General features: G+C 73.7%; 22 protein-coding genes and 2 tRNA genes. 4 read left to right on the forward strand and 20 right to left on the reverse strand.

Annotated elements, in window-relative coordinates; translation table 11 throughout:
• Positions 1–21 precede the first annotated feature (21 nt).
• The 6 genes from ACP7TJ_RS10505 to leuS all read right to left on the reverse strand — a co-directional run bounded on the left by ACP7TJ_RS10505 (position 22) and on the right by leuS (position 9,657).
• A complete protein-coding gene (locus ACP7TJ_RS10505) occupies positions 22–873 on the reverse strand; it encodes an arylamine N-acetyltransferase family protein (protein ID WP_266396955.1) in 852 nt (283 codons plus the stop codon).
• 4 nt (positions 874–877) lie between these two features.
• Positions 878–3,424, reverse strand: a complete 2,547-nt coding sequence (locus tag ACP7TJ_RS10510) for a ComEC/Rec2 family competence protein (protein WP_427762908.1) — start codon at positions 3,422–3,424, stop codon at positions 878–880.
• Positions 3,421–4,398, reverse strand: coding sequence for a helix-hairpin-helix domain-containing protein (locus ACP7TJ_RS10515; RefSeq protein WP_427762910.1), 978 nt, complete (start codon positions 4,396–4,398; stop codon positions 3,421–3,423). The genes ACP7TJ_RS10510 and ACP7TJ_RS10515 overlap by 4 nt, the downstream gene beginning before the upstream one ends.
• A 517-nt stretch (positions 4,399–4,915) precedes the next feature.
• Positions 4,916–5,761 (reverse strand): DegV family protein, encoded by an 846-nt coding sequence (locus tag ACP7TJ_RS10520; protein ID WP_093764832.1) that lies wholly within the window; start codon positions 5,759–5,761, stop codon positions 4,916–4,918.
• Positions 5,762–5,865: 104 nt separating this feature from the next.
• The gene (locus tag ACP7TJ_RS10525) at positions 5,866–6,618 is read right to left on the reverse strand and encodes a hypothetical protein (RefSeq protein ID WP_167743209.1); all 753 of its coding nucleotides are present in this window, start codon (positions 6,616–6,618) and stop codon (positions 5,866–5,868) included.
• 168 nt (positions 6,619–6,786) lie between these two features.
• Positions 6,787–9,657, reverse strand: a complete 2,871-nt coding sequence (leuS, locus tag ACP7TJ_RS10530; RefSeq protein ID WP_387618780.1) for a leucine--tRNA ligase — start codon at positions 9,655–9,657, stop codon at positions 6,787–6,789.
• A 484-nt stretch (positions 9,658–10,141) separates the two neighbouring features.
• On the opposite strand from leuS, the gene ACP7TJ_RS10535 reads away from it, so the two are divergent.
• The gene (locus ACP7TJ_RS10535; protein ID WP_093764835.1) at positions 10,142–11,368 is read left to right on the forward strand and encodes a ferric reductase-like transmembrane domain-containing protein; all 1,227 of its coding nucleotides are present in this window, start codon (positions 10,142–10,144) and stop codon (positions 11,366–11,368) included.
• On the forward strand, positions 11,365–12,975 hold the full coding sequence (locus ACP7TJ_RS10540) for an NADH-quinone oxidoreductase subunit NuoF family protein (RefSeq protein ID WP_093764836.1): 1,611 nt from the start codon (positions 11,365–11,367) through the stop codon (positions 12,973–12,975). Before ACP7TJ_RS10535 ends, ACP7TJ_RS10540 begins: the two co-directional genes overlap by 4 nt.
• Before the next feature lie 144 nt (positions 12,976–13,119).
• Here the strand turns inward: ACP7TJ_RS10540 and ACP7TJ_RS10545 are convergent.
• The 9 genes from ACP7TJ_RS10545 to ACP7TJ_RS10585 all read right to left on the reverse strand — a co-directional run bounded on the left by ACP7TJ_RS10545 (position 13,120) and on the right by ACP7TJ_RS10585 (position 18,007).
• Positions 13,120–13,192: transfer RNA gene (locus ACP7TJ_RS10545), tRNA-Ala, on the reverse strand.
• A 139-nt stretch (positions 13,193–13,331) separates the two neighbouring features.
• On the reverse strand, positions 13,332–13,565 hold the full coding sequence (locus tag ACP7TJ_RS10550; RefSeq protein WP_006136074.1) for a hypothetical protein: 234 nt from the start codon (positions 13,563–13,565) through the stop codon (positions 13,332–13,334).
• Between the two features lie 3 nt (positions 13,566–13,568).
• The gene (locus tag ACP7TJ_RS10555; RefSeq protein WP_107308651.1) at positions 13,569–13,742 is read right to left on the reverse strand and encodes a hypothetical protein; all 174 of its coding nucleotides are present in this window, start codon (positions 13,740–13,742) and stop codon (positions 13,569–13,571) included.
• Positions 13,743–13,944: 202 nt separating this feature from the next.
• A tRNA-Ala gene (locus tag ACP7TJ_RS10560) sits at positions 13,945–14,017 on the reverse strand.
• Positions 14,018–14,180: 163 nt separating this feature from the next.
• Entirely contained in the window at positions 14,181–14,855 is a 675-nt protein-coding gene (locus ACP7TJ_RS10565; RefSeq protein WP_427762914.1) for a histidine phosphatase family protein, read from the reverse strand.
• Complete coding sequence (gene rsfS, locus ACP7TJ_RS10570; protein ID WP_093764838.1) at positions 14,846–15,292, reverse strand: ribosome silencing factor; 447 nt, start codon at positions 15,290–15,292, stop codon at positions 14,846–14,848. Before rsfS ends, ACP7TJ_RS10565 begins: the two co-directional genes overlap by 10 nt.
• A 93-nt stretch (positions 15,293–15,385) precedes the next feature.
• Complete coding sequence (locus tag ACP7TJ_RS10575; RefSeq protein WP_189911144.1) at positions 15,386–17,116, reverse strand: LytR C-terminal domain-containing protein; 1,731 nt, start codon at positions 17,114–17,116, stop codon at positions 15,386–15,388.
• A 16-nt stretch (positions 17,117–17,132) separates the two neighbouring features.
• Positions 17,133–17,771, reverse strand: a complete 639-nt coding sequence (gene nadD / locus ACP7TJ_RS10580; protein WP_093764840.1) for a nicotinate-nucleotide adenylyltransferase — start codon at positions 17,769–17,771, stop codon at positions 17,133–17,135.
• Between the two features lie 71 nt (positions 17,772–17,842).
• Positions 17,843–18,007, reverse strand: a complete 165-nt coding sequence (locus ACP7TJ_RS10585; protein WP_006136080.1) for a hypothetical protein — start codon at positions 18,005–18,007, stop codon at positions 17,843–17,845.
• 299 nt (positions 18,008–18,306) lie between these two features.
• On the opposite strand from ACP7TJ_RS10585, the gene ACP7TJ_RS10590 reads away from it, so the two are divergent.
• Complete coding sequence (locus ACP7TJ_RS10590) at positions 18,307–19,416, forward strand: M48 family metallopeptidase (protein ID WP_387579843.1); 1,110 nt, start codon at positions 18,307–18,309, stop codon at positions 19,414–19,416.
• A 22-nt stretch (positions 19,417–19,438) separates the two neighbouring features.
• Here ACP7TJ_RS10590 and ACP7TJ_RS10595 read toward each other — a convergent pair whose 3' ends face one another.
• From ACP7TJ_RS10595 to proB, 5 genes are all read right to left on the reverse strand, one after another.
• On the reverse strand, positions 19,439–20,515 hold the full coding sequence (locus ACP7TJ_RS10595; protein WP_427762918.1) for a hypothetical protein: 1,077 nt from the start codon (positions 20,513–20,515) through the stop codon (positions 19,439–19,441).
• 87 nt (positions 20,516–20,602) lie between these two features.
• Entirely contained in the window at positions 20,603–21,184 is a 582-nt protein-coding gene (locus ACP7TJ_RS10600) for a hypothetical protein (RefSeq protein ID WP_380864504.1), read from the reverse strand.
• Positions 21,185–21,259: 75 nt separating this feature from the next.
• Positions 21,260–22,546 (reverse strand): glutamate-5-semialdehyde dehydrogenase, encoded by a 1,287-nt coding sequence (locus ACP7TJ_RS10605; RefSeq protein ID WP_093764844.1) that lies wholly within the window; start codon positions 22,544–22,546, stop codon positions 21,260–21,262.
• A 122-nt stretch (positions 22,547–22,668) separates the two neighbouring features.
• Positions 22,669–23,139, reverse strand: coding sequence for a hypothetical protein (locus tag ACP7TJ_RS10610; RefSeq protein WP_093764845.1), 471 nt, complete (start codon positions 23,137–23,139; stop codon positions 22,669–22,671).
• 133 nt (positions 23,140–23,272) lie between these two features.
• Complete coding sequence (gene proB, locus ACP7TJ_RS10615; protein WP_167743268.1) at positions 23,273–24,379, reverse strand: glutamate 5-kinase; 1,107 nt, start codon at positions 24,377–24,379, stop codon at positions 23,273–23,275.
• Positions 24,380–24,620: 241 nt separating this feature from the next.
• Between proB and ACP7TJ_RS10620 the strand changes: the two genes are divergently transcribed.
• Positions 24,621–26,750: a hypothetical protein gene (locus ACP7TJ_RS10620; protein WP_427762921.1), complete on the forward strand. Its 2,130-nt coding sequence runs from the start codon at positions 24,621–24,623 to the stop codon at positions 26,748–26,750.
• Positions 26,751–26,780 lie beyond the last annotated feature (30 nt).

Here is a 26,780-nt window from a genome sequence, read left to right on the forward strand (position 1 = left end):
GGCTCATTGTCCGGTACGGGCTCAGCCGTCCGTCCCGCCGCCCCGCACCGTCGGCACCGCGTCCAGCGCGATCCCGAACTCGTCCCGGTAGATCTCCAGCACCTCCGTGTCCGATCCCGTCCCGCGCTCCTGCCGCGTGCCGTCCGGAGCCGTGAGCGTCAGCCGACGGCCGCTCAGCGTGATCCGCCCGCCGTCCTCGGTGAGCCGCGAACACACCAGCGACCGGGTGAAGTGGGAGCGGGGCGAGGTGCTGTGCCACCACGCTCCCGCCGTGAAGTCGGCGAGCACCCTCGGCCGCGTCTCCAGCCGGTACACCGGCCGCCCGTCGCGCAGCACGTCCAGGTCCGCCGCGTCCGCCGCGCCGTGCCCGCCGCGCACCCCGGCCGCGTCCGCCCCGGCCTCCGCCACCCGGAACACGCCCGCCGGGTCCCGCTGCTCCGCCCGCTCCCCGAAGGCGAGCGGCAGATGGAAGTGCGAGCCGAACCCGACGTCCGCCAGCCAGTCGCCGCCGTCCTCCGTCCGCACCCGCAGCGCGAGATGGTCGTACGGGATGCCCAGCCGGCCGCCGTCCCCGTACACCCGTGCGGCGAGCAGGGTCACGCCGTAGCCGAGCGCGGTGAGCAACGCACCGAAGGCGCCGCTGAGTTCGTAGCAGATCCCGCCGCGCCCGGCCGCCACCACCTTGTCCAGCAGCCGCTTCTCCTCCAGCACGATCTCCTCGCCAAGATGCACGGACAGGTTCTCGAACGGCACGGTCCGCAGATGGCGCAGATGCAGCTCCCGCAGCGCGTCCGGCGTGGGCCGGGCGGGCCGCTCCGCCCCCAGGCGGCGCAGATAGGCGTCGGTCGTCGCGGTGTCGATCCCCTGGGTCATGCCCTCAGTGTCGCGCCACCTCCAACGCCACCTCCAACGCTCCGTCCTCGTCCGTACCGGGGACGACCGCCAGCGCCCCGTCCCGGTCCGTGCGCAGCACCGCCGCTCCCCAGGCCCGCAGCGCGCCCACCGTCCCCGGAGCCGGGTGGCCGTACGTGTTGTCCTCACCGGTGCTGATCAGCGCCAGGCGCGGTGCGGCCAGGCTCACGAGGCCCGGGTCCTGGTAGGCCGAGCCGTGGTGGGCGACCTTCAGGACGTCGACGCCGGCCAGGTGGCGCGCCGCGGGTGAGCGGGCCAGGGCGCGCTGGGCCGGGGGTTCCAGGTCGCCGAGGAGGAGCAGGCGCAGGCCCCCGGTGCGGACCAGCATGGCCACGCTGGCGTCGTTCGGCCCCTCCACCGCCGGGTGGCCCCCGGGCGGCGGCCACACCACCTCCCACGACAGGTCACCGGCCCGCCGCCGCTCCCCGGCGGCGACCCGTGTCACCGGGACGCCCGCGGCGGCCGCGGCTCTCCGGACGGCCGCCGCCTGGTCGGCCGGCTCCTCCAGGGCCGTGGTCCCGATGCCGCCCACCTCGCGCCCGCGCAGCACACCGGCCAGCCCGGCCACGTGGTCGGCGTGGAAGTGGGTCAGGACGACGAGCGGGACGCGGGTGACGCCGAGGGAGCGCAGGCAGCGGTCGACCGACTCGGGGTCGGGGCCGGCGTCCACGACCACCCCGGCGCCCTCCCCCGCCGCCAGCACCAGCGCGTCTCCCTGACCGACGTCGCACATCACCATCCGCCAGTCAGGGGGCGGCCAGCCCGTGATCGTGCGCACCAGCGGCCGCGGCTGCACCACCAGCAGCGCCAGCAGCAGCGCGCACGCGGCGCACCACCAGGGGTGCCGCAGCAGCCGGCGCCCCACGAGCAGCACAGCCACGGTGACGGCGCCGAGGGCCGCCGCCCCCGCCCAGCTGCCCGGCCAGTCCACCCCGGCGCCCGGCATCGCCGCCCCGGTCCGGGCGACCCGCGCGATCCACCCGGCGGGCCAGCCCGCGCACCACGCCACCGCCTTGGCCAACGGCATCGCGACCGGCGCGGCGGCCAGGGCGAGGAAGCCGAGCACGGTGGCCGGGGCGAGCGCGGCCTCGGCGAGCAGGTTGCAGGGGATCGCCACCAGGCTCACCCGGGCCGACAGCACCGCGACCACCGGGGCGCAGAGCGCCTGCGCGGCACCGGCGGCGGCCAGCGCCTCCGCGATCCGGGGCGGCACCCCGTGGCGGCGCAGCGCCTCGCTCCAGCGCGGGGCGAGGGTGAGCAGTGCGCCGGTCGCCAGCACGGAGAGCAGGAAGCCGTAACTACGGGCCAGCCACGGGTCGTACAGCACCAGCAGCAGGACGGCCGTCGCCAGGGCCGGGACGAGGGATCTGCGGCGGCCGGTGGCGAGCGCGAGCAGCGCCACGGATCCGCAGGCGGCGGCGCGCAGCACGCTGGGGTCCGGCCGGCACACGACGACGAACGCCAGGGACAGCGCCGCGCCCAGCACCGCCGTCGTCCGCAGCGAGATGCCGAGGCGGGGCGCGAGCCCGCGCCGCTCGGCCCGCTGCGCCAGCCCCGGCGGGCCGAGGAGCAGGGCGAGCAGAATGGTGAAGTTGGCCCCGGACACGGCGAGGGTGTGGGTGAGGTCGGTCTCCCGGAACGCCTGGTCCAGCTCCGGCGTCACCCGGGCGGTGTCCCCGACGACCAGTCCCGGAAGCAGCGCCCGCGCGTCCTCCGGCAGATCCTCGGTCGCCTCGCGCAGTCCGGCGCGCAGCCGTCCCGCGAGCCGCTGCGGGGCCGAGGGTCCGCCCACGGCCACAGGACCGTCGCGGCCGTCCACCCGCAGCACCGCCGCGAAACGGTCGCCGCCCTCCCGCGCCGGCGCGAGCCCCGCCTCGACCCTCAGCCGGGTGGACGGCAGCAGGGCCGGCCACGGTGAGCCCTGGTGGTCGGCGGCCGTGCCGGTCCGCTTCCGGTCGCCGGTGCCGACGATCAGCAGGACCGGGGCCCGGGTCGCACGGGTCGCCGCTCCGGGCCGCTCCACGCGCCGCACCTCGGCCTCGATCAGCACGGACACCGGAGCCATCCGGTTGCCGCTGACCCGGGGCCGGGTGAGCCGTGGATCCGCGGTGACCTCCACCTCGGCGACCACCCGGGCGTACTCCCGGGCCAGCTCGGGCACGGGACCACGCCGGACGTCCGCGCCGTGCAGGCCCGCCGAGCCGGCGGCTGCCGCGACACACAGCAGGGTGGCCGCGACGGCGTGCGCGGTGACGCGCGCCCGCTCCGTCGGGCGTCGGCGCGCCAGGAGCAGGCGGCTGTGCGCCGTCAGGAGAACGGCGGCGACCAGGGCCGGGACGGCCACGGCGGCGACGGCCCAGCCGGGCGGGGCGTGGAGTGTCACCGCCGCCGTGGCCCAGGCGGCGAGGGCGGGCGGGACCAGCCGGAGGTCGGCCGGTCCCTCCTGCCGTGGACGGGAGGCGCCCGGCCGTCCGGCCGTGACGTCCTGGCCGACGCGGGTGCGGGGGCTCATGGCCGCACGAGGTCGCGCAGGTCGGCGAAGCGGCGGTCGCCGATGCCGTTGACCTCCCGCAGCTCGTCCACCGAACGGAAACCGCCGTTACGGGTGCGGTAGTCGACGATGTGCCGGGCGAGGACCGGGCCGACACCGGGGAGGGTGTCGAGCTGGTCGACGGTGGCGGTGCTGAGGGAGACGGGCGCCGTGGGACCTGCTGCCGTTCCCGTGCCCGCGGGGGCCGCGGGGGCCGCCGCTCCGGCCGGCGCGGGGCCGCCCACCACCAGCTGCTCGCCGTCGACGAGGAACCGGGCGCGGTTGAGACCGCCCGTCTTCGTGCCGGGCCGCACCCCGCCGGCCGCCTTGAGCGCGTCCTCGACCCGTGAGCCGGCGGGCAGCCGGTGGACTCCCGGGTCCCGCACCTTGCCGCTGACGTCGACCACGATCTCGGGAGCCGCCGTGCCGCCCGCCTGCCCGAAGGGACCCGGAGCGCCCGGGGGACCTCCTCCGCCGTCGTCCACACCCTCCCCCTGCGCGGCCGGAGCCGCCCGCACCACCTCCGGTGCCCGTACCGGCTGGGTACGCCCCGTCCAGAAGTGCTGCACGGCGAACACCAGGGCGAGCACGAGCAGCGCCGAGAGCGCGACGACACTGCGCCGCTCCAGCCCGCACCGGGTCTGCACCCACAGCGGCAGCCGCTCCCGCAGCGCGGGACCCCACCGCCCGGGCGCGGCCCCTGGCGGCGGTCCGGGCTCGGGCACCCCGTCGGGCGTCTCCCGGTCCGCCGGGTCCGGAGGGCCGGCCGTGTCACGGTCAGGGCGTGCGGCGGGCAGGCGCACGGGGTAGGTGGCCGGCTCCTCACCCTCCGGCCCGACGCCGAGGAACCGCCCCGGACGGGCCGCACCCGCACCCCAGCCCGCCCCGGCCGGCCCGGCCACCGGAGGCGCCCCCGCGCGGTCCGGCAGCCGCCTCAGCTCCCGCGTCCGGTCCACCGCCGAGGCGCGTCGCCGCCCGCCAGCCGCCCGAGGCCTCGTCAGCAGCGCGTGCGCCGCGACCCCCTGACGATCCACCACCAGGACCCGCCGACGCGGTCGACGAGGCGCGCCGTCCGTCACTCCCGCTAAGGTCCGACCCTCCCGCGCCCAGCTCGGCGCCCTCCGCGCCGGACGCCCGCCGCGCACCACAGGCTCCCCGCCGAACAACGTCTCGGCGCGACGCCGGATCTCCTCCCCCGGCGCCTCACGGTCACCGTCCCGGGTCCACGCGCGCGGCCGGCTCGGGCCGCCGCGGCGATGACGGTGACGGTTGCGCGAGGCGCGGCCGTCGGACAGAGGCCCGCGCCCCGGACCACTCGTCGGAACAGCGGTACGTGTGTGTGATCGAAGTGCCATGCGACGAGGGTCGGGCACAGCCGCCCCAGCGCGATGATCTTGCTCGAAACCCGTGGACGAGCACTCAGTTGTGGATAACTCCGTCACCCGTTCGAGGGGGAACGACCCGCTCCGAACCTCACCGGGACGAGACCACGACCCCCAGCAGCCCCGGCCCCGTGTGCGCCCCGATCACCGCGCCCACCTCGCTGACGTGCAGCTCGGACAGTCCCGGCAGCCGGGTGCGGAGCCGGTCGGCCAGGGCGGAGGCGCGTTCCGGCGCGGCGAGATGGTGGACGGCGACGTCCACCTCCGCGCCTCCCGCCCGGTCCGCCGCGATCTCCTCCAGACGGGCGATCGCCTTCGACGCCGTCCGCACCTTCTCCAGCGGTTCGATGCGGCCGCCGGCCAGCTGCAGCAGCGGCTTCACGGCGAGGGCGGAGCCCAGCAGGGCCTGCGCCGCGCCGATCCGCCCGCCCCGGCGCAGATAGTCGAGCGTGTCGACGTAGAAGTAGGCCGACGTGCCCGCCGCCCGCTTCTCCGCCGCGGTGACCGCCTCGTCCACGGTGCCGCCCGACTCCGCGGTTTCCGCCGCCGCCAGCGCGCAGAAGCCCAGGGCCATCGCGATCATGCCCGTGTCGACCACGCGGACCGGCACCGGCGCCTCGCGGGCCGCGAGGACCGCCGCGTCGTAGGTGCCGGACAGCTCGGCGGAGAGGTGGAGGGAGACGATGCCGGTCGCACCGGACTCGGCGACCCTGCGGTAGGTCTCCGCGAAGAGCTCCGGGCTGGGACGGGACGTCGTGACGGGGCGCCGCTTCTGCAGAGCCTGGGCGAGGGAGCGGGTCGAGATCTCGGTGCCCTCCTCGAGGGCGCGGTCCCCCAGCACCACGGTCAGGGGTACCGCCGTGATGCCGTGCCGCTCCATCGTCCGGGCCGGAAGGTAGGCCGTTGAATCCGTGACGATCGCGACATGGCGGGACATGAGCTGGAGGTTACCTGCCGTGGTGGCCGTGCGGCAGCCCGGCCCGTGGGGGCGTCGTCCGCCGTGGGGTGATCGGCGCCGCTCAGACGGTGGTCACGTGGTGGTCACGTGGTGGATTCGGGACGCGGCTTCTTCTGCCAGGGATACGTGGGGCGCGGGGCGGCCGGTGCGATGGCGGGCCGCTCCTGGTCCTCGCCCTGCTGCTGCTCCGGCTTCTGCCGGGCGGGGTCCGGCCAGGTCTGGCCGGGGCCCGCGGCGTCGGCGGCCGGCGCCTCGGGCCAGGGCGGGGGCGCAGGGGTGGCCGGCTGGTCCGTGGTGGTCCAGTGCCGCAGGGCGCCGGCCTCCATGTCGATCTGCGCGCTCAGCGAGTCGAGGTCGTCCTCCGCGAAGCGGCGGGCGCGGTCGCGGGTGGCCCAGCGCAGGGAGTCGGCGGAGCTGGTGATGCGCTCGGTGCGCTCGCGCAGGTCGGGCAGGCGCGCGGACAGCGTCGCGCGGTCCGGCTCGCCCTCCAGGCGGCGCAGTTCGGCGTCCAGCTCGTGGCCGTGCGCGCTGAGACGCTGGAAGAGGGCGAGGGACTCCTTCACCGAGTCGTCCTCGACGGCGACCGCCTCCAGGGCGTCCTGCGTGGCGCGCATCGAGGTGCGCAGCTTCAGCCGGAGCTGGGCGATCTCGCCGGCCGGGCCGGTCTGCGCGAACGCCTTGGCGCGCAGGGTGTGGTCCTCGACCGTGCGGCGGGCCTGGTGGATGTGGCGGTCCGCGCTGCGCTTGGCGGCGCCGACGACCTTCACCGTGGCGTACACGCCCAGTGCCACGAAGAGCACAAAAAGCAGGGCGATCACTGCGAACACCGCTTCCACGAGGCTCCTCCTCCGGACACGTCCGGCCTGTCCCGGCACAGGTCGTGCCGCTCTTCCACGGTAAACGCAGCGGGCAGGCCCGGAGTTCCGGCAGAACCCCGAACCTGCCCGTAGACGGCGTGACCGCTACCCGTAAGGGTCGGCCGACGCCGCGACGGCCCGTGAGGGTCAGGCCGGAACGATGTTCACCAGCTTCGGCGCCCGAACGATCACCTTCCGGATGCCCGCGCCGTCCAGCGCCGCGACCACCCGCTCGTCGGCCAGCGCGGTCTTCTCCAGCTCCTCGTCGGAGATGCCCGGGGACACCTCCAGCCGCGCCTTCACCTTGCCCTTGATCTGGACCACGCAGGTGACGGTCTCGTCGACCACGAACGCCGGGTCGGCCACCGGGAAGTCCCGGTGCACCACGGAGTCGGTGTGGCCCAGCTTGCGCCACAGCTCCTCGGCGATGTGCGGGGCCAGCGGCGCGACCAGCAGCACCAGCGACTCCGCGACCGGCCGCGGCAGCGCGCCTCCCCGCTTGGTCAGGTGGTTGTTCAGCTCGGTGACCTTGGCGATGGCGGTGTTGAAGCGCATGCCCTCCAGGTCGCCGCGCACGCCGTCGATCGCCTTGTGCAGGGCGCGCAGGGTGTCCTCGTCGACGTCGTCGGTGTCGACGACCGTCACGTCGCCGGTCGCCTCGTCGACGATGTTGCGCCACAGCCGCTGCAGCAGGCGGAACTGGCCGACGACCGCGCGGGTGTCCCAGGGACGGGACACGTCCAGCGGGCCCATGGCCATCTCGTACAGGCGCAGCGTGTCGGCGCCGTACTCGGCGCAGATCTCGTCCGGGGTGACCGCGTTCTTCAGGGACTTGCCCATCTTGCCCAGCAGCCGGGTGACGCGCTCGCCCTGGTACCAGTAGCCGCCGTCGCGCTCCTCCACCTCGGCGGCCGGCACGGCGATGCCCCGGCTGTCGCGGTAGACGTAGGCCTGGATCATGCCCTGGTTGAACAGCTTGTGGAACGGCTCGGCCGAGGACACATGGCCCAGGTCGTACAGCACCTTGGACCAGAAGCGGGCGTACAGCAGGTGCAGCACGGCGTGCTCGGCGCCGCCGACGTACAGGTCGACGCCGCCGTGCGGCATGCCCTCGCGCGGGCCCATCCAGTACCGCTCGATCTCCGGGTCGACCAGCTTCCCGGAGTTGTGCGGGTCCAGGTAGCGCAGCTCGTACCAGCAGGAACCGGCCCAGTTGGGCATGGTGTTGGTCTCACGCCGGTACTTCTTCGGCCCGTCGCCCAGGTCCAGGGTGACGTTCACCCAGTCCTCGTTGCGGGACAGCGGCGTCTCGGGCTGGGTGTCGGCGTCGTCCGGGTCGAAGGTGCGCGGGCTGTAGTCCTCGACCTCGGGCAGCTCCAGCGGCAGCATCGACTCGGGCAGCGCGTGGGCGATGCCGTCCTCGTCGTAGACGATCGGGAAGGGCTCGCCCCAGTAGCGCTGGCGGCTGAACAGCCAGTCGCGCAGGCGGAAGTTGACGGTGCCCTCGCCGTGGCCCTCGCGCTCCAGCCACTCGGTGATGCGGGCCTTGGCCTCGGTGACGTTCAGGCCGTCCAGACGGACGTGCTCGCCGGAGGAGTTGACGATCTTCGCGTCGTGGGAGACGAAGGCGTCGTCCCATGTCGCGGGGTCGGTGCCGCGGCCGTCGGTCGGCTCGACCACGCACACGATCGGCAGTTCGAAGGCGCGGGCGAACGCGAAGTCGCGGGTGTCGTGGCCGGGGACGGCCATGATCGCGCCGGTGCCGTAGCCCATCAGGACGTAGTCGGCGATGAAGACGGGCACCTTCTGCCCGTTGACCGGGTTGGTCGCGTAGGCGCCGGTGAAGACGCCGGTCTTGTCCTTGGCCTCGGCCTGCCGCTCGACGTCGGACTTCGAGGCGGCCTGGGCGCGGTAGGCGGCGACGGCCTCGGCGGGCGTGGCGTGGCCGCCGGTCCACACCTCGTGGGTGCCCTCGGGCCAGGCGTCCGGGGTGAACTTCTCGACCAGCGGGTGCTCGGGCGCCAGCACCATGTAGGTGGCGCCGAACAGGGTGTCGGGGCGGGTCGTGAAGACGGTGATGTTCTCGCCGTCGATGGGGAAGTCGACGCGGGCGCCCTCGGAGCGGCCGATCCAGTTGCGCTGCTGCAGCTTGATCGCCTCGGGCCAGTCCAGGGCGTCCAGGTCGTCCAGCAGCCGGTCGGCGTAGGCCGTGATGCGCATGTTCCACTGGCGCAGCTCGGCCTTGAAGACGGGGAAGTTGCCGCGCTCGGAGCGGCCGTCGGCGGTGACCTCCTCGTTGGCCAGCACGGTGCCCAGGCCCGGGCACCAGTTGACGGGCGCGTCGGAGGCGTAGGCCAGGCGGAACTCTCCCAGCACGTCGGCGCGCTCGGCCTCGGTCAGCTCGCTCCAGGGGCGGGTGTGTCCCGGTACCTCACGCTCACCGGACTCGAACTGCGCGACCAGTTCCGAGATCGGGCGGGCCTTCTTCGCGTCCTGGTCGTACCAGGAGTTGAAGATCTGCAGGAAGATCCACTGGGTCCACTTGTAGTAGTCCGGGTCGATCGTGGCGAACGACCGGCGCTTGTCGTGGCCCAGGCCCAGCCGGCGCAGCTGGATCTGCATGTTCTTGATGTTGGCCTCGGTGGACACGCGCGGGTGCGTGCCGGTCTGCACCGCGTACTGCTCGGCGGGCAGACCGAAGGCGTCGAAGCCCAGGGTGTGCAGGACGTTGTGCCCGGTCATGCGCTGGAAGCGGGCGTAGACGTCGGTGGCGATGTAGCCCAGCGGGTGTCCGACGTGCAGGCCCGCGCCCGAGGGGTAGGGGAACATGTCCATGATGAACTTCTTGGGCCGCGCGACCAGCTCGGGGTCGCCCGCCAGGTCACCCTGAGGGTTGGGCGCCGCGTACGTGCCGTCGGCGTCCCAGAAGTCCTGCCAGCGTGCCTCGATCTCGGCGGCCAGGGCGGCCGTGTAGCGGTGCGGCGCGGCCTCCGCGGCTGCGGGGTTCGTCTCGCTCATGATCCTCAAAGCTCCATCGATCGTCTCTGCCTGCTGCTGCGACTTCCTGGAAATGAAAAAACCCCTCGCACAGGAGGGGACGCCGCGCCGATTCCGGCCTGCCGGAACATCGGCGGTCGGGACTGATCAGCGCGGCTCGCTAAGCAGAAGGCGTACGGCACGCATGCGGTCAGGGTACCGCAGGCACGGATCTCGCCGCGACGCGCTTCCCCGGCGCACTGAACAACGTTCAAAAGTTACTTCGCGTAACAACCCCTAAGGGACAACACAACGGTCCCATTGTCCTTTGATAACAGCGCAATAACTCAAACCTGGTACTGACGGGTACGACGAGGCTTAGAGTTCGGCAGCGGGACCGCTTTACCGAACCGTTCGGAGTTGCCCCCATGAACCCTCGTCCACTCGGCAGCCCACCCCCCGCTCGGGGCAGGTCGGCTGCGACCGAGTCGTACCCGCTGCGCGTCCGGACGTCCGGAGGTGCGTCGTGAGGCCGGACGACAGCACGGCGGACGACTGGTTCGCCGACTTCCTCAACTTCGGCGTCGGCGTCCTGTCCCTGGTCTGCCTCAGCTGCTCCGTGATCTGGGGACTCGTGGCGCAGGACCGGATCCTGCTCGGCCCCCGGCAGCGGATCCTCGCGCAGGCGGTGCACCGCACCACGGCGGTCGGGGCCGTCGTCTTCCTGCTGATCCACATCGTGATCAAGCTGGCACTGGACCACACCTCGTGGATCGCGGCCGTGATCCCCTTCGGGCTCGTCCTCACCGACGACGAGGCCGTCATGGGGCGGAGCTTCCTGATCGGCCTCGGCACCCTGGCCGGCATGCTGATGATCTTCGTGGCGATCACGGGCGTCCTGCGCAACCGCTTCGCCTCCCCGGCGGAGGTCGCCGCCCGCTGGCGCGCGGTGCACATGCTGGCCTACCCGGCCTGGTGCGCGGCCCTGGTGCACGGACTCTACGCGGGTCGAGCGGCCAAGCCGATCTTCATGATCCTGTACGGACTGTCGCTGCTCGGCGTCTTCGCGGCCCTGGTGCTGCGGGCCTCCCCGCGCCCGGTCAAGCGCAAGGTGGCCGACCGCATCACCTCGATGCTGGGCCTCGACCAGCAGCCCGGCAGCCGGCTGGACGAGGCCAGGGCGCGCAACGCCGAGTCCGCCCTCCCCGGTTACGGCGGCGGGAACGCCCGGGACGACAGCAGACCGCGCTCCGAGCGCCTGTCGTTCGACGCCCCCGAGCCCACGCCGGCCCCGGAACCGGCGAACGGCTTCGCGGCCGCCTACCGCGCGGTGTCTCCCCGGCAGTCCGCCGCGCGCGACCCGCTCACGGACGCCACCGCCCGCATGGAGATGCCGGACCTCCAGGCCACGGAGGCGATACCCCGCGTGGACCCGCCCTCCAGCACCTCGGGCAGCTGGCCGATCCCGTCCCCGCCGCCGGTCGGCGAGGCCCCTCCGTCGGCGTACGACCCGCTCAACGACACCGGATACACCATCCCGACCTACAACAATTCGGTCGCCTCCGGCTACGGGTCGAGTGATGTGTACGACACCGCTGAGACAAACACCCTCTACGGCACGTACAACCCGGATGACACGTACAACAGCGGTCCCGCCAATGCACCAACCCCCGGTGTGCCCTCGTCGTCCTACGACTTCGACGCACCGGGGTCGGGCGAACCTTGGAACACGCCTTCCGGAGGCTTTAAGTGAACGAGGCCCTGCCCGACGTTCCCGAAGTCCGCGTCGTAGGGCTTCCCCAGCTCACGTCGGGTTTCGACCTTGTCGACCGGCTCGATCTGCAGATGCACCTCAAGGTGCACGGCCCGCTCGAGCCCCTGGGCGGTGAGCAGCTCGCGCAGCTCGCCGAACGCATCAACCTCAGGGGCCGCGGCGGCGCGGGCTTCCCCTTCCACAAGAAGCTGCGCTCGGTCGCCGAATCGGCGATCAAGCGCGGCGTCCGGCCGGTCGTCGTCGTCAACGGCAGCGAGGACGAACCGGCCTGCCGCAAGGACACGGTGCTCATCAACCGCGCACCGCACCTCATCCTCGACGGCGCGCTGCTGTGCGCCGAGGCCATGGGTGCCCGCACGCTCGTGGTGGGGGTGACCCGCGAGTCCACGCAGCGCTCGATGGAACAGGCGCTCGCCGAGCGCGGCCTGAGCAACGGCCGCCGCTCGGCGCTGCGCGCCCGTGTGCAGCGCAACCCGGTGCGCATGGTGACGGGGGCCGCCGCCTCCCTGATCCGCTCCATCGACGGCGGACCGGCCATCCCGCCGGGCCGCAAGACCAGCGCCTCCAAGAGCGGTGTGGGCGGCGCGCCCACGCTGCTGTCCAACGCCGAGACGTTCGCCCAGCTCGCCATCGCCGCCCGCATCGGCCCGGAGCGCTACGGCAACACCGGCCTGTACGACGAGCCGGGCACCGTGATGCTCACGGTGTCCGGGGCGGTGGCCCGCCCGATGGTGGTCGAGGTGCCCACCGGCGTGCCGCTGCGCTACGTGCTCCAGCTGGCCGGCGCCCCGCCGCTCCCGCAGGGGGTGCTGACGGGCGGCTACCACGGCAAGTGGATCGACGCGGCGACCGTGAACGAGGCGATCGTCTCCCGCAACTCGCTGGACGCGGTGGGCGGCTCGCTGGGCGCGGGCGCGATCCTGCCGATCAGTCAGGACACCTGCCCGCTGGGCGAGTCGCTGATGGTGGCCAAGTGGCTGGCGCAGGAGAGCGCCAACCAGTGCGGCCCCTGCTACCTGGGGCTGCCGGCCGCCGCGCGCGGCCTGGAGGACATCCTCAACGGCGGCGGCGCGGCCGCGCTGGAGGCGGTCCGGCAGGTCGCGAAGAACGTGAAGCGGCGCGGGGCCTGTTCGCACCCGGACGGCTCGGCGATGTTCCTGGAGTCGACGCTGAAGGCGTTCACCGAGGACATCGCACTGCACGCCCTCGGCAACGGCTGCGGGCGGCCCGTGGCCGGCGTGCTCCCGCTGTTCGAGGGCGGCGCGGCCCCGACGGGCGTCCCGGGCGGCGAGGACGAGGAGAACGGCCCTAGCCGTCAGAAGATCTTCGTCGACTGGACCCTGTGCCGGGGCCACGGCCTGTGCGCGGACATCCTCCCGGAGGTGTTCCAGCTCGGCGCGGACGGCTTCCCGACGGTGGCTCAGGCACAGGTGCCGCGCTACGCGGAGGCGAAGGCGCTGCGGGCGGTGCGCCGCTGCCCGGCGCTGGCCCTGCGCATCGAGGACTCGGCCCCGCAGGCGAAGGCGCCGTCCCGGAACCTCCCTGTGCTCTCCCAGGGCCGCGGCAGGCGCGCCCTGGGGCGCTGACGGGGGACACACGCAGCCGGCCCTCCCCGGCGGTCACAGGCCGCCGGAGAGGGCCGTTCGCGTTCTTCGGGGCCACGGTCCGGGGACGCGCGCACAACGACCGAGGGCGGACCATCCGTTCGGATGATCCGCCCTCGACTTCTGTGGAGCTAAGGAGAATTGAACTCCTGACCTCCTGCATGCCATGCAGGCGCTCTACCAACTGAGCTATAGCCCCTTGCGGTGTCCCCCGGGTTTCCCCGGCGGCGACGCCAACTTTACACGGTCCCCCCGGCCCAACACCAAATCGGTTTCGCTTCGCCCGGTTCCGCCCGGAACGCCCGCCCCCGGAGGGGTGCTCCCCCGCCCTCGGGCCCTCACGCCGTCACGAACGAGTAGAAGCGCTTGAGGGTGCAGTGCTCCTCCAGCAGCCGGCCGTAGATCGGCTCCCCCTCGAGTTCCCGGTACGTCTCGATGGGGTCGCCTTTTATGATCAGCGCCCGCGCGCACTCCTCGCACCAGTACTGGTAGTCGGGGTTGATCGGCTCCATGTCGCGGACGATGGGCGTGCCGCTGCCGCACCAGTCGCACTTCCGCCTGTGTGCACCCATCGGTCAGCTCCAGCTGTGGCCGCAGGCCGTGCACACGTAGGAGATCCCGCCGTTGTCGCCGAGCACCTGGGCGACGTGTGCGGAACCGCAGGAGGGGCAGCTGAGACGGGTGGAGGTCCGTCGGGTCGACACCGCTCCGAGGAGGTCGTCGACCTCCTCGAGGATGCTCGCAGGCATCACAACTCCCTCCCGTCGGGCCGCGCCCCCTTCCGGTCGTTTGATTCTGCCACGACCGGGCCAATACGGTCAGCGACGCCGTGGTACCGGTAGGGACACGGCTGTACGCCTCGTAGAGGTATACGTCGGAGAACGCCGCCGCACTCACCGGCGGACGACAAAAGATCCCGCCTCCGCTGAGGGAGACGGGATCTTCACCATGTGGAGCTAAGGAGAATTGAACTCCTGACCTCCTGCATGCCATGCAGGCGCTCTACCAACTGAGCTATAGCCCCGGGCCGCCACATGAAGTGACTTCCTGGTTTCGCCCCGCTCGGCGGGGCGAACAAGAAGAACTTTAGCCTGCGACCTGCCAGAAAGTGAAATCCGGGTCCGGGACGCCGCGGGGCGGGTCGAACGGCCGCCGCCGACGGGCGCCGGCGGCGGGCACGGCCGTCCTCAGTCGTCGTCGCCGAGCACCGGCTCGGGCAGGGTGCCGGCGTTGTGCTCCATCAGCCGCCAGCCCTTGGCGCCCTCCCCGAGGACGGACCAGCAGCAGTTGCTGAGGCCGCCCAGGCTCTCCCAGCTGCGCGGGTCGAGGCCGAGCAGCCGGCCGATGGTGGTGCGGATGGTCCCGCCGTGGCTGACGACCACGAGCGTGCCGTCGTCCGGGAGCTTCTCGGCGTGCCGCAGCACCACGGGGGCGGCGCGGTCGGCGACCTCGGTCTCCAGTTCGCCGCCGCCGCGGCGGACCGGCTCGCCGCGCTTCCACGCGGCGTACTCCTCGCCGTGGCGGGCGATGATCTCGTCGTGCGTCAGGCCCTGCCAGACGCCCGCGTAGGTCTCCCGCAGGGCCTCGTCGTGGACGACCTCCAGGCCGGTGAGCGCGGCCAGCTCCGCGGCGGTGGCCGCGGCCCGCTTGAGGTCGGAGGCGACGATCGCGTCGGGCTTCAGGCCCGCGAGCAGCCGGGCGGACCGGCGGGCCTGGGCGACGCCGGTCCCGGTCAGCTCGACGTCCGTGGAGCCCTGGAAGCGGCGCTCCACGTTCCAGGAGGTCTGGCCGTGCCGCCACAGGATGACGCGGCGGCCCCGGCGCGCGGAGCCGCTCACCTCACCGGTGGCGCTCACCGCCACTCACCGCCCGGCCCCGTCGCCTCCTCGGCCTCCCGGAGCTTGGCGTGCTCGGCGGCCTTGCCGCGGGTGGCCTTGGCGTCCTCGGGGAGGTCCAGCTCGGGGCAGTCCTTCCACAGCCGCTCCAGGGCGTAGAAGACCCGCTCCTCGCTGTGCTGGACGTGGACGACGATGTCGACGTAGTCGAGCAGCACCCAGCGGGCCTCGCGGTCGCCCTCGCGGCGGACCGGCTTGGCGCCGAGCTCCTTGCTGAGCCGCTCCTCGATCTCGTCGACGATCGACTTGACCTGGCGGTCGTTCGGCGCGGAGGCCAGCAGGAATGCGTCGGTGATGGACAGCACGTCACTGACGTCGTAGGCGACGATGTCGTGCGCGAGCTTGTCGGCGGCCGCCTGGGCGGCGGTGGTGACGAGCTCGATGGAACGGTCGGTTGCGGTCACTGCATGGCTTTCGGTCGGCGGACACTTGTCCTCAAGGGTCTCACGGACCGCCGTGCGCACCCCACGTGATTACGGAGGGTGCGCACGGCCTCGCTACGAGCCGGGGTCGTAGTCCTGGCCGAGGACGACCGCCACGCGCGCGTTGCCGGAGATCTTGCCCTTGGTGACGGCGTCGGCGGGCAGGCCCAGGGTCTTGGCGACCTCGGTGGCGTTCTCCTTCTCCGCGGGGTCGGCGTAGACGACCTCGGAGGTGGCCTCGGCGGAGCCGGCGGTGCCGCCCTCCAGGAAGGTGAAGCCGCCGTTGAGGAGCACCACGCGGGCCTTCTCGGTGTCGTCCTTGTCACCGGTGGCGTTGCGCACGGAGACGGTGACCGCGGCGTCCCGGTCGGGGCTCTTGGCGGTGCCGCCGAGGACGTCCTTGACCACGCCGTCGCTCGCCTCGGCGGTGAGCGTGCCGTCCTCCTCGACGGGCAGCAGCTCGGTGCGGTGGTCGCCGCCCTTGGCGAGGTCGGAGAGCCCGGCGAGGAAGGCGCCGAGGTCCGCGTCGGTCAGCGGCGGTTCGATGATCTGGCCGAGGGTCTGGACGGTGACGGTGGCGGCGTCCGGGTCGGAGGTCATCTTGCGCAGCACCCCGTGCAGCACCTGCCCGAACCGCTCGAGCTGGGCGTCCTGGGCCTCGCCGGGGGCGCGGTGGGTGGCGTAGGCGACGGCCATCTTGCCGCTGAGGGTCTGGCCCTTGCCCTTCTTGACCAGCGGCGGCCCGCCCTTCTTCCCGGCGTCCGGGTCGGGCACGTCGGTGTCGGTGTCGACCTCGATGTTGCCGACCAGGTCGACGAGGGTGAGCAGGAAGGGGGTGTCCAGCCGCCAGGTGCCCTCGATGTCGGTGCCGAGGACGGTGTCGAGGGCGGTCCTGGTGCCCTCGGAGCCGTCGTCCTCGACGGACTTGGCGAGCGTGGTGGTGGTGCCGTCCTCGGCGGTGAGGGCGAGGGAGTTGGGCAGCAGCACGGTGGTGCCCTGCTCGGTGGTGGCGTTGTCGACGAGCAGCGCGGTGGAGGTGCCGCCGTTCTCGGTGTCGTGCAGGTGGACGACGAGCACGTCCCGCTTCTGCGCGCCCGCGGCGGTGGTGGTGCCGGTGTCCGCGTCGGAGGCGGACAGTCCGGGCAGCTTCCCTGCGTACCAGAGGTAGCCGACGCCGCCGGCGACGACCAGGGCGAGCACCACGGTCAGGGCGATGATCCGGCTGCGGGCGCGGCGGCGGGCCTCCTCGCGGCGCTCGGTGCGGTTCTCGGTGAACTTGAGCCAGTCGATGACGTCCTCGGAGTCGCCGTCGGGCTCCTCGACGAAGGCGAACTGCTCGGTGCGGTACTCGGGGGCGGAGCCGGCGCCGTCGGTCCCGTCGTCGGCCGGGCGGGCCTGCCGCGGGATGTGCGCGGTGCGCTCCGGGGCGGAACCGGGCTGCTCCGGTATGTACGCGGTCTGCTCGGTCACCCGGGGCTGCTGTCCGGTGCCGTCGGGGTGCGCGCCCTGCCCGTAGGGGTCGTAGGCGGGCTGCTGGTGGCCTCCCGTGGCGTACGGGTCGTAGCCGTAGCCGCCGCCGTTCCCGTAGGGGTCGTAACCGGGCTGCTGGTGGCCTCCCGTGGCGTAGGGGTCGTAGCCGTAGCCCTGCTGGGTCTGCTGCCCCTGCTGCCCGTAGGGGTCGTGGTGCTGGGCCTGCTGCGTCCCCTGGTCGGCGGCCTGCCGGTAGACCGGCCGGCCGTACTCGTCGTAGCCGACGAGCTCGTACGGTCCCCCGTCGCCGTACCCCGCGTCGTATCCGTCGTTCACCGGTGCCCCTCTCGGCTCACTCGCCGCGATACAGCTGGCGCTTGGCGATGTAGCGCACGACACCGTCCGGCACCAGGTACCAGACGGGGTCTCCCTTGGCGACCCTCGCACGGCAGTCCGTGGAGGAGATGGCGAGGGCCGGGACCTCCACGAGCGAGACTCCGCCCTCGGGCAGGCCGGCGTCGGTCAGATGGTGGCCGGGCCGGGTCACGCCGATGAAGTGTGCCAGGGAGAACAGTTCCTCGCTGTCGCGCCAGGTCAGGATCTGGGCGAGGGCGTCGGCGCCGGTGATGAAGAACAGGTCCGTGTCCGGGTTGAGCGCGTTGAGGTCGCGCAGGGTGTCCACGGTGTAGGTGGGTCCGCCGCGGTCGATGTCGATGCGGCTGACCGAGAACTGGGGGTTCTCGGCGGTGGCGATCACCGTCATCAGGTAACGGTCCTCGGCGAGCGACACCGCGCGGTGGCTCTTCTGCCACGGCTGGCCGGTGGGGACGAAGACCACCTCGTCGAGGTGGAACTGCGCGGCCACCTCGCTGGCCGCCACCAGGTGCCCGTGGTGGATCGGGTCGAAAGTGCCGCCCATGACGCCCAGACGGCGCTTGCCCCGCGGGACCGGGCCGGTGCCGGGGCCGGTAGGCATGTCCTGCTCTCCCATGCGTGCAGACCCTACCGGCCCGGCCTGTGGGCCCCGTCCGCCAGTGCCCTCGGCGCGGAGGACCCGGCGGTTCAGCGGTCGCGGTTGAAGCGGGTGGTGATCCACAGCAGGAGCAGCAGCACGAACAGGGCGCCGCCGCCGGTGAGGTAGGGGCTGAGGCTCTCGTGGTTGCCGCCGTGCTCTCCGCCCTCGGCGGCGAGGGTGACCATCTGGGCAGCGGTGCTGGGGAAGCTCATCTTCGGCAGGACCTATCGCGTGTGGGCGGGATAAAGACGTGCGCTCATCGTATGCGGGCGGCTTCGCGGCGATCACGCCGACTCCGCCGTTGCGGGCGCGGGGCGTCCCGGCGGGGCCGTCCTGGGGCGGGGAGGCAACCGTTGCCCGGTGCCCGGTCGTCCTTCCGCGTGGGGCCGCAGGAAGCGGCCGTCCCCGCTGCCCGCGCACGGGAATCCCGCCTAGGCTGGGTCCCGCCGCGGGGGGAGCGAAGGCCCGCACCAGGGACCGCGCAGGTCAACCAGACGCCCATGGGGGATACATGTCCGAAGGCCACCAGCACAACGGGCACGAGAGGGTGCCCGGCAGGCAGCGCAGGCGCTTCCCCGGAATCTCCTCGCGTGCGTACGAACACCCCGCCGACCGTTCCGCGCTGGTGGCGCTGCGGAAGCTGAGCGGGTTCGACACGGTCTTCAAGGCGCTGAGCGGGCTGCTGCCCGAGCGGAGTCTGCGGCTGCTGTTCCTGTCCGACTCGGTGCGGGTCTCGGACCGGCAGTTCGCGCATCTCAACGACATGCTGCGGGACGCCTGCTACATCCTGGACCTGGAGAAGGTCCCGCCGATGTACGTCAACCAGGACCCGGTCCCCAACGCGATGTGCATCGGTCTCGACGAGCCGATCATCGTGGTGACCACGGGTCTGGTGGAGCTGCTCGACGAGGAGGAGATGCGGGCGGTCGTCGGGCACGAGGTCGGGCACGCGCTGTCCGGTCACTCGGTGTACCGGACGGTCCTGCTGTTCCTGACGTCGCTGGCGGTCCGGGTGGCCTGGATCCCGCTGGGGAACGTGGCGATCATGGCGATCGTGACCGCGCTGCGGGAGTGGTTCCGCAAGTCGGAGCTGTCCGCGGACCGCGCGGGGCTGCTGGTGGGGCAGGACGTGCAGGCGTCGATGCGCGGCCTGATGAAGATCGCGGGCGGCAACCATCTGCACGAGATGAACGTGGACGCGTTCCTGGAGCAGGCCGAGGAGTACGAGTCGGGCGGGGACCTGCGCGACTCCGTGCTGAAGATCCTCAACGTGCTGCCGCGCTCGCACCCGTTCACCACGGTGCGGGCGGCCGAGCTGAAGAAGTGGGCGGCCTCCCGCGAGTACCAGCGGATCATGGACGGCCACTACCCGCGCCGTGACGACGACAAGGACGCGTCGGTACGGGACTCCTGGCGGGAGTCCGCGAGCACCTACGCCGACGAGGTGCGGACCTCCAAGGACCCGCTGATGAAGCTGGTCAGCGACCTGGCGGGCGGCGCGGGCGACCTGGGCGACCGGGTCCGCCGCGGCTTCGGCGGCTTCACGAACTCCAAGCCGGGCCCGTCCCGCCCGGACTCCGACGCCGACGCCGAAGGGAACGCACCGCGCGACGAGGCGTGAGCGGGTGACGCGGGGCGGCCCCTCACAGCCGGGGCTGGGCCGCCTCCGCGAGGGTGCCGCAGAGGGCCGGGGCGGGGGTGTCCGGGGCGTAGGGGTTGGTGCCGGGCGGGGCCGTGTGCGGGGCGCGCTGGCCGGCGAGCAGGGGGTGCAGGCACGGGGCCGGGTCCAGGGCGCAGGACTGGGGGCCCGCCTGGACGTGGGAGACGACCAGCTCCGCCTGGTGCAGCCGCAGGTCCTCGCGGTCGAAACGGAACCGCAGCTCGCGGCGGACCGTGAACAGCGACGCCTGAGCGTCCGGGCCCGCCCCGGCCGGGCGGAGCGCGTAGACGACGGTGTGGTCGGTGGTGACCTCCAGCGTGCCGGAGTCGGCCTCGGCGGCCTGGAGGGTGCCCCGGGCCCGGATGTGCGGGTCGGCCAGCCGCACGCGGGCGGGGTCGAAGCGGACCAGCCATCCGGTGACCGCGTGCCGTCCGTCGGCGGCGGGCCGGTCGATGCTCTCGTCGAACTGCTCCTGCTGGCCGGAGTCGAGCAGCACCCGCACGGCGCGGGTCTCGCCGCCGGTGACCACGGCCGGGTCCAGGGCGGACCGTACGACGTAGTCCTTGGCGGTGAGCAGGGCGGCCACCACCTGGTCGTCGGAGAAGTTCGCGGTGCGGCGGGTCGGCGGGAGGGGGACGCCCTCGGCGCCGGCGCGGAAGCGGGCGGCGGGGCTGTGCGCGTACAGCTGTCCGACGTCCCGGGCGCCGGGCACGGGGCCCTCGGGGGCGAGGGGCACCACGGTCATCCGTAAGGGCTCCGCGGGCCGCTCGGCGGCGGGGGTGCGGTAGGGGTGGCGTACGCCCATGTAGACGGCGGTGCCGAAGGCCACGGCGATCAGCAGGACCAGGACGAGGGCCTGCCGGGAGAGGCCGCTGCGGCGGGCCGCGGGGAGGCGGCGCACGGCGGGCGTGTGGTCGGTGATGCGCTCCTGCGCGGAGAACTCCTGGAGCCGGGCGGCGCGCACGAAGGTCTCGTCGAAGACGACGGACCGGTACTCGTCGTCGCCGCCTCGGGGGACTCCCTCGGGCGTCCCCTCGGGCGGGTCCGAAGGCTCTCCCATACCTTCAGGGTAGGTCCGGCGGAGTCCCGGTAAACGCCTGCGGGGGACCCAACTTCTGACAGGTTCTCACCAAGCCGCGGGGCGGTCTCACGGGCCGCCGGTGGGGATCACCGGGACGGTCGGGCGGGAGTGGTCGGCCGACGCGGAGGGCGCGGCGCCTGGGCCCTGGCCGACGCCGGTGGTGGCGGGCGGCGGGGCGGGGTCCTGGCGCTGCGCGGAGCCGCCGCGGTAGACCGCCGAGAAGGCGAGCGCGACCATGCCGATGCCCATCACCAGGGCGAGCATCCAGGCGACCGGCCGGCGCCAGCGCACCGGTCTGCCGTAGGGGGCGCCGTACTCGGCCTCCAGGGCGTCGGCGTCCTCGTCGTCGGGGTCGTGGCCGCCGGCGGCGCGGTAGCCGCCGTAGCCGTCGTCGTGCCGCCGGGCGCGGGTGCGGCGGGCCTCGGCCTCGGAGGCCTCGGCTCTGGCCCGCGCGGCGGCCAGGAGGCGCTCGACGGCGGTCGGCTCGTGCACCGCGGCCGCCTGTACGAAGGCCTCGTCGAAGACCACGGAGGCGAACTCTTCGTCCGACACCCCGCGGTCGTGGTCGTCGTCGGGCTTCCAGCCGTCAGGGAACGGCGTGCCCCCCACGTCCTCCGGCACGCGTCCAGAGTAGACCTGGGGGGTCAATTTGGGCAGACGGTACGGAAATTCGTCCGCCCACCGGACACCGCCCCGCGCGGGGGTCCCCGCGGGGCGCGCGGCTCAGCGCCGGATGTGACCGTCGCCGGTGACGATGTACTTCGTGCTGGTCAGCTCGGGCAGGCCCATCGGACCGCGGGCGTGCAGTTTCTGCGTGGAGATGCCGATCTCCGCGCCGAAGCCGAACTGGCCGCCGTCGGTGAACCGGGTGGAGGCGTTCACCGCGACCGTGGTGGAGTCCACCAGCTGGGTGAACCGGCGGGCCGCCTGCTGCGAGGTGGTGACGATGGCCTCGGTGTGGCCGGAGGTCCACAGCCGGATGTGCTCGACCGCCCGGTCCAGGGAGTCGACCACGGCGGCGGCGATGTCGTAGGAGAGGTACTCGGTCTCCCAGTCCTCGGTGGTGGCCTCCACGACGGTGGCCCGGGAGTCCTTGGCGTACGCCATCACGCGCTCGTCGGCGTGCACGGTGACCCCGGCGTCGGCGAGGGCGTCCAGCGCGCGGGGCAGGAACTCGGCGGCGATGTCCTGGTGCACCAGCAGCGTCTCGGCGGCGTTGCACACGCCGACGCGCTGCGCCTTGGAGTTGACCAGGATGTCGACGGCCATGTCGAGGTCGGCGTGCGCGTCGACGTAGACGTGGCAGTTGCCGGTGCCGGTCTCGATGACGGGGACGGTGGACTCCTGCACGACCGTGTTGATCAGCGAGGCGCCGCCGCGCGGGATCAGCACGTCGACCAGGCCGCGGGCGCGCATCAGCTCGCGCACGCTGTCCCGGCTCTCCCCGGGGACCATCTGGACGGCGTCGGCGGGCAGGCCCGCGCCGTGCACGGCGTCGCGCACCACCCGTACCAGCGCGGTGTTGGAACGGTAGGCGGAGGAGGAGCCGCGCAGCAGGACCGCGTTGCCCGACTTCAGGCAGAGGGCGGCGGCGTCGACCGTCACGTTGGGCCGGCCCTCGTAGATGATCCCGACGACGCCGAGCGGCACCCGGACCTGGCGCAGGTCGATGCCGTTGGGCAGGGTCGAGCCGCGGACGACCTCGCCGACCGGGTCGGGCAGCGCGGCCACGTCGCGCACGTCGGCGGCGATGGCGCGGACCCGCTCCGGGGTGAGCGTGAGCCGGTCGATCATGCCCTCGGCGGTGCCGGCCTCGCGCGCCTTCGCCACGTCCTGGGCGTTGGCCTCGACGATCTCGCTCGTGCGGACCTCCAGCGCGTCCGCGATGGCGAGCAGGGCGTCGTCCTTGGCGGCGCGCGGCAGCGGCGCGAGGGTGGCGGCGGCGCCCTTGGCGCGGTAGGCGGCCTGGCTGACCGGGGACATCGAGTCGAACGGCGAGAGCGTGGTCATGGGGGGAAGCGTAGTGCGCCCGACGCGCGGCGGAGGCGTTCGTCCCACACCCCGAGACAGGGACATTCACCCTCAAAACGGGTGTGACGGATGGGGCGCGCACGCCACCGGAAGGACCCGCACTACGGGAACGGGTGCACCCCGACCGGGGTGGCCGGCACCGGCCCGTGCCCCGCGGCGACGCGGCTGCGGTAGGTGGCCCGGTCGATGACCTCCAGGCCCACGATCTCCCACGGCGGCAGTCCCGCGGTCCGCCGGTGCTCGCCCCACAGACGCAGCGCCACCGCGGCCGCGTCGTGCAGGTCGCGGGCCTCCTCCCAGTAGCGGATCTCCGCGTGGTCGCCGGCGTAGCGGCTGGTCAGCAGGAATGGGTGGTCGTGGGCGAGCTGTTCCAGCGCCCGCCGGACCTCCGCGACCGGCGCGGGCTCGCCGGACACGCTGAGGGTGACGTGCCACAGGCGGGGCAGGTCGCGCGCCTCGCCGCCCCGGTGCCGGTCCCCGGCCGCGACGCTGGTCAGGGCGCGCTCCTCGCCCGCCGCCCGGGATCCGGGACCACCGCGAGACACCGTCCTCCCAGGGCGCACTCGTCTCACGACGGCCTCCTTCACACGCGGACCGCCCGGACGCCGGGCGGAATGTGTCCCAGGGACAAAGTTGAGCAGGCCGTCGCGGATCGCGGGGCGGTTTCGCGGAACGTCCACCACCGAGGGCCGACGTTTTGGGGCATTACGGATGCAGGACCACGAGATCGTCCCTGTGTACGACTTCGCGTTCGTACCCGGGGCCGAGCTCCCGCGCGAGTTCGCGGGTGGAGCGGCCCACCAGGAGGGGGATCTCCTTGGCGTCGAAGTTGACGAGCCCGCGGGCCACCGCGCGTCCCTCCCGGTCCCGCAGCTCCACCGGGTCGCCCGCGCTGAAGTCGCCCTCGACGCCCGCGATGCCGGCCGGGAGCAGCGACTTGCGGCCCTCCACGACCGCGCGCACCGCGCCGTCGTCCAGGGTGAGCGAGCCCTGCGGGGTGGAGGCGTGCTGGAGCCACAGCAGCCGGTCGGCGGAGCGGCGCCCGGTGGGGTGGAAGTAGGTGCCGGTGTCGCCGCCGCCGAGCGCCTCGGCCGCGTGGACCGCGCTGGTCAGCACCACCTGGATGCCCGCGGCCGCGGCGATCCGGGCGGCCTCGACCTTGGTGACCATGCCGCCGGTGCCGACGCCCGCCTTGCCGGCGCTGCCGATCTCCACGTGGGCGAGGTCCTCGGCTCCCCTGACCTCGGCGATCCGCGAGGTGCCGGGGCGGGACGGGTCGCCGTCGTAGACGCCGTCCACGTCGGACAGCAGCACCAGCAGGTCGGCGCGGACCAGGTGGGCGACGAGGGCGGCGAGGCGGTCGTTGTCGCCGAAGCGGATCTCGTCCGTGGCCACCGTGTCGTTCTCGTTGACGACCGGGAGGGCGCCCATCGCGAGCAGCTTGTCCAGGGTGCGGGAGGCGTTGCGGTGGTGGGCGCGGCGGCTCATGTCGTCGCTGGTCAGCAGCACCTGGCCGACGCGGACGCCGTAGCGGGCGAAGGAGGCGGTGTAGCGGGCGACGAGGAGGCCCTGGCCGACGCTGGCGGCGGCCTGCTGGCGGGCCAGGTCGCGGGGGCGGCGGCGCAGTCCCAGCGGGGCGAGTCCTGCGGCGATGGCGCCGGAGGAGACGAGGACGATCTCCCGCTCTCCGCCGCTCCTGGTCTTGGCGAGAACGTCCACGAGCGCGTCCACACGGTCGGCGTCCAGCCCGCCCGCCGCGGTGGTCAGCGACGAGGAGCCGACCTTGACGACGATCCTGCGCGCCTCGCCCACGGTCTGCCGTGCCCCTGCCACCTTGCCGTCGCTCCCTCACGTCGATCGTTCCGCCCGGCAGGCAATCTACGCGAAGCGCATCGAAGGACGCCGGGCGGTCCAGCCTCCGGACACCGCGCCGGACGCGGCCCGCCGGCCTCGCGACGGCCCCTGGGCGGCGGCCCCGCGACACGCGCGTGTCGTCCGGAGGCCGGCGGCCGTTAAGCCAGCGCACGTCCCTCACGACCCTGGAGTGACCGCAGTGCCCCTACCCACGTCCCGTCGGCGGTTCAGGGCGGGTATCCGCCGGCCCCGCCTCCCGCTGCTCCGCGCGCAGGGCCGCCCCGCGCTCGCCACGCTCCTCACGGCGTCCGTCCTGGGCGGCGCCTACGTGGTGCAGGCCGTGGCGGCGCTGGCCCCGCACGTGCCGCTGCTGCTGGCCGCCACCGCCCTCTCGCTGGCCGTCGAGGGCGTGCTGTACCGCTGGCAGCGGGGGGTGCCGGCGCTGTTCGCCAAGGCGCACGCGGACGTCACCGTCCGCCATGTGCTGCGGGACCTGCTGCTGGTGGTGGGCCTGCTGCGGCTCGGCGAGCAGCACCGCGAGACGCAGTACGCGCCCCTGCTCGCCGGTCTGCTGCTGTGCTACGCCCTGCACTGCGCCATCCAGGCGGTGTCCGTGCTGGTGCGCCGCACCCGCACGCTGCCGGTGGTGACCCGCAACATCGACGCCTCCGCGCTGCGCCTGTCCCCCGCCCCGCCCGCGCTGCTGCGCCGCCCCGGGCACCGCCTGCTGGTGTTCGGGCTGCCCGCGACGGCCGGGCTGACGGCGACCGCGGTGACGGATGACCCGCGGTGCGCGGCGGCCGGGATCGGCCTGTCGCTGGCGCTCGCGCTGGGCGGTCTGGTCGCGCTGTCGCTGCGGCTGCTGCCCGGGAAGCGGCCGGCCGGCGAGCAGGAGGTGCTCGCCTGGTTCGACGCCTGGCTGGCGGAGTACCGGCCCACGGTGGGGCTGTACTTCTCCGGCGGGCCGTCCTCCGCCTACCAGGCGGGCATGTGGCTGGAGCCGCTGGCCCGGCTGGACGGCCGGCCGCTGATCGTGCTGCGCGAGCGGTTCATGGTGTCGCGGATCCCGGCGACCGACATCCCGATCGTGTGCCTGCCGAAGGTGCCGACGCTGATGCGACTGGAGCACTCCACGCTCCAGGTGCTCATCCACCCGTCCAATTCCGGGAAGACCTCGCAGGTGCTGCGCATCCCCACGATCAAGCACGCCTTCGTCAACCACGGGGAGAGCGACAAGCTGTCCTCCTGCAACCCCTACGCGAAGGCGTACGACGAGGTGTGGGTCGCGGGTCCGGCGGCGCGCGAGCGGTACGCGCTGGCCGAGGTCGGGGTCGAGGACAAGGACGTGGTGGAGATCGGCCGCCCGCAGCTGGACGCGGTCCGGCCGTACGCGGGACCGCCGGCGGGCGCGTACACGACCGTGCTGTACGCGCCGACCTGGGAGGGCTGGGACGGCGACCCGGGCAACACCTCGGTGATCGCGGCCGGCGAGAACCTGGTGCGGGCGCTGCTCGCGGATCCGGGCGTGCGGCTGCTGTACAAGCCGCACCCGCTGACCGGCTCGGTGGACCCGCGCGCCGGCGCCGCGGACCGCCGCGTCCGGGAGCTGATCCGCGCGGCCAACCGGGCCCGCTCGGGTCCGCGCCCCGCCCCGTCGAAGGAGCTGGCCGCCCGCACCGCCGAGCTGGACCGCCTGACCGCCGCGGAGTTCCGGGAGGGCGCCGACCAGGCGGAGCGGATGCTCGTCCAGTCCACTCCCCCGCCGGGCCGCGCGGAGGCGGTCGCGCGGGCGACGCGGGCCTGGGAGGCGGCGTACTGGGCGTCGCTGCCGGAGGGGGAGCACCAGGTCGTCGTGGACGCCCGGCCCTCGCTGTACTCCTGCTTCGACGCGGCCGACCTGCTGATCAGCGATGTGTCGAGCGTGATCAGCGACTTCCTGGCGAGCGGCAAGCCGTACGCGGTGGCCAACACGGGCGGGATGTCCGAGGCGGAGTTCCGCGCGGCCTTCCCCACCGTGGCGGCGGCGGTGATCCTGACGCCGGACGCGTCGGGGGTGCCGGCCCTGCTGGAGACGGTCCGCCACCCGGAGAAGGACGGACTGGCCGGCGCGCGGGCGGCGTTGAAGGCCCGGCTGCTGGGCCCGGCGGAGCCCTCGTCCCAGGAGCGGTTCGCGGGGGCGGTGCGGGCGCTGGGCGAGACGGCGCTGGAGCACCGGCTACGGGTGCCGGGGCGCCGTCCGGCGGAGCTGCCGGGGCAGCGGCGCGAGCGGGTGCCGCACACCGTGTCCCCGGCCGCGGGGGTCCCGTCCGGGACGCCGACGCGGGGGTGACCGTCCGGGCAGGACGACGCCCGGGCCCCG

Origin of the sequence: Streptomyces sp. DSM 41931 (genome assembly GCF_050271085.1) — a bacterium.
Taxonomy (GTDB): domain Bacteria; phylum Actinomycetota; class Actinomycetes; order Streptomycetales; family Streptomycetaceae; genus Streptomyces; species Streptomyces albogriseolus.

Bases quoted from the DNA above. Each gene is read 5' to 3' on its own strand.
- ACP7TJ_RS10505 (WP_266396955.1), bottom strand. From the start codon at position 873: ATGACCCAGGGGATCGACACCGCGACGACCGACGCCTATCTGCGCCGC.
- ACP7TJ_RS10510 (WP_427762908.1), bottom strand. From the start codon at position 3,424: ATGAGCCCCCGCACCCGCGTCGGCCAGGACGTCACGGCCGGACGGCCG.
- ACP7TJ_RS10520 (WP_093764832.1), bottom strand. From the start codon at position 5,761: ATGTCCCGCCATGTCGCGATCGTCACGGATTCAACGGCCTACCTTCCG.
- leuS (WP_387618780.1), bottom strand. From the start codon at position 9,657: ATGAGCGAGACGAACCCCGCAGCCGCGGAGGCCGCGCCGCACCGCTAC.
- ACP7TJ_RS10550 (WP_006136074.1), bottom strand. From the start codon at position 13,565: ATGGGTGCACACAGGCGGAAGTGCGACTGGTGCGGCAGCGGCACGCCC.
- ACP7TJ_RS10555 (WP_107308651.1), bottom strand. From the start codon at position 13,742: ATGCCTGCGAGCATCCTCGAGGAGGTCGACGACCTCCTCGGAGCGGTG.
- nadD (WP_093764840.1), bottom strand. From the start codon at position 17,771: ATGGGAGAGCAGGACATGCCTACCGGCCCCGGCACCGGCCCGGTCCCG.
- ACP7TJ_RS10585 (WP_006136080.1), bottom strand. From the start codon at position 18,007: ATGAGCTTCCCCAGCACCGCTGCCCAGATGGTCACCCTCGCCGCCGAG.
- ACP7TJ_RS10590 (WP_387579843.1), top strand. From the start codon at position 18,307: ATGTCCGAAGGCCACCAGCACAACGGGCACGAGAGGGTGCCCGGCAGG.
- ACP7TJ_RS10595 (WP_427762918.1), bottom strand. From the start codon at position 20,515: ATGGGAGAGCCTTCGGACCCGCCCGAGGGGACGCCCGAGGGAGTCCCC.
- ACP7TJ_RS10605 (WP_093764844.1), bottom strand. From the start codon at position 22,546: ATGACCACGCTCTCGCCGTTCGACTCGATGTCCCCGGTCAGCCAGGCC.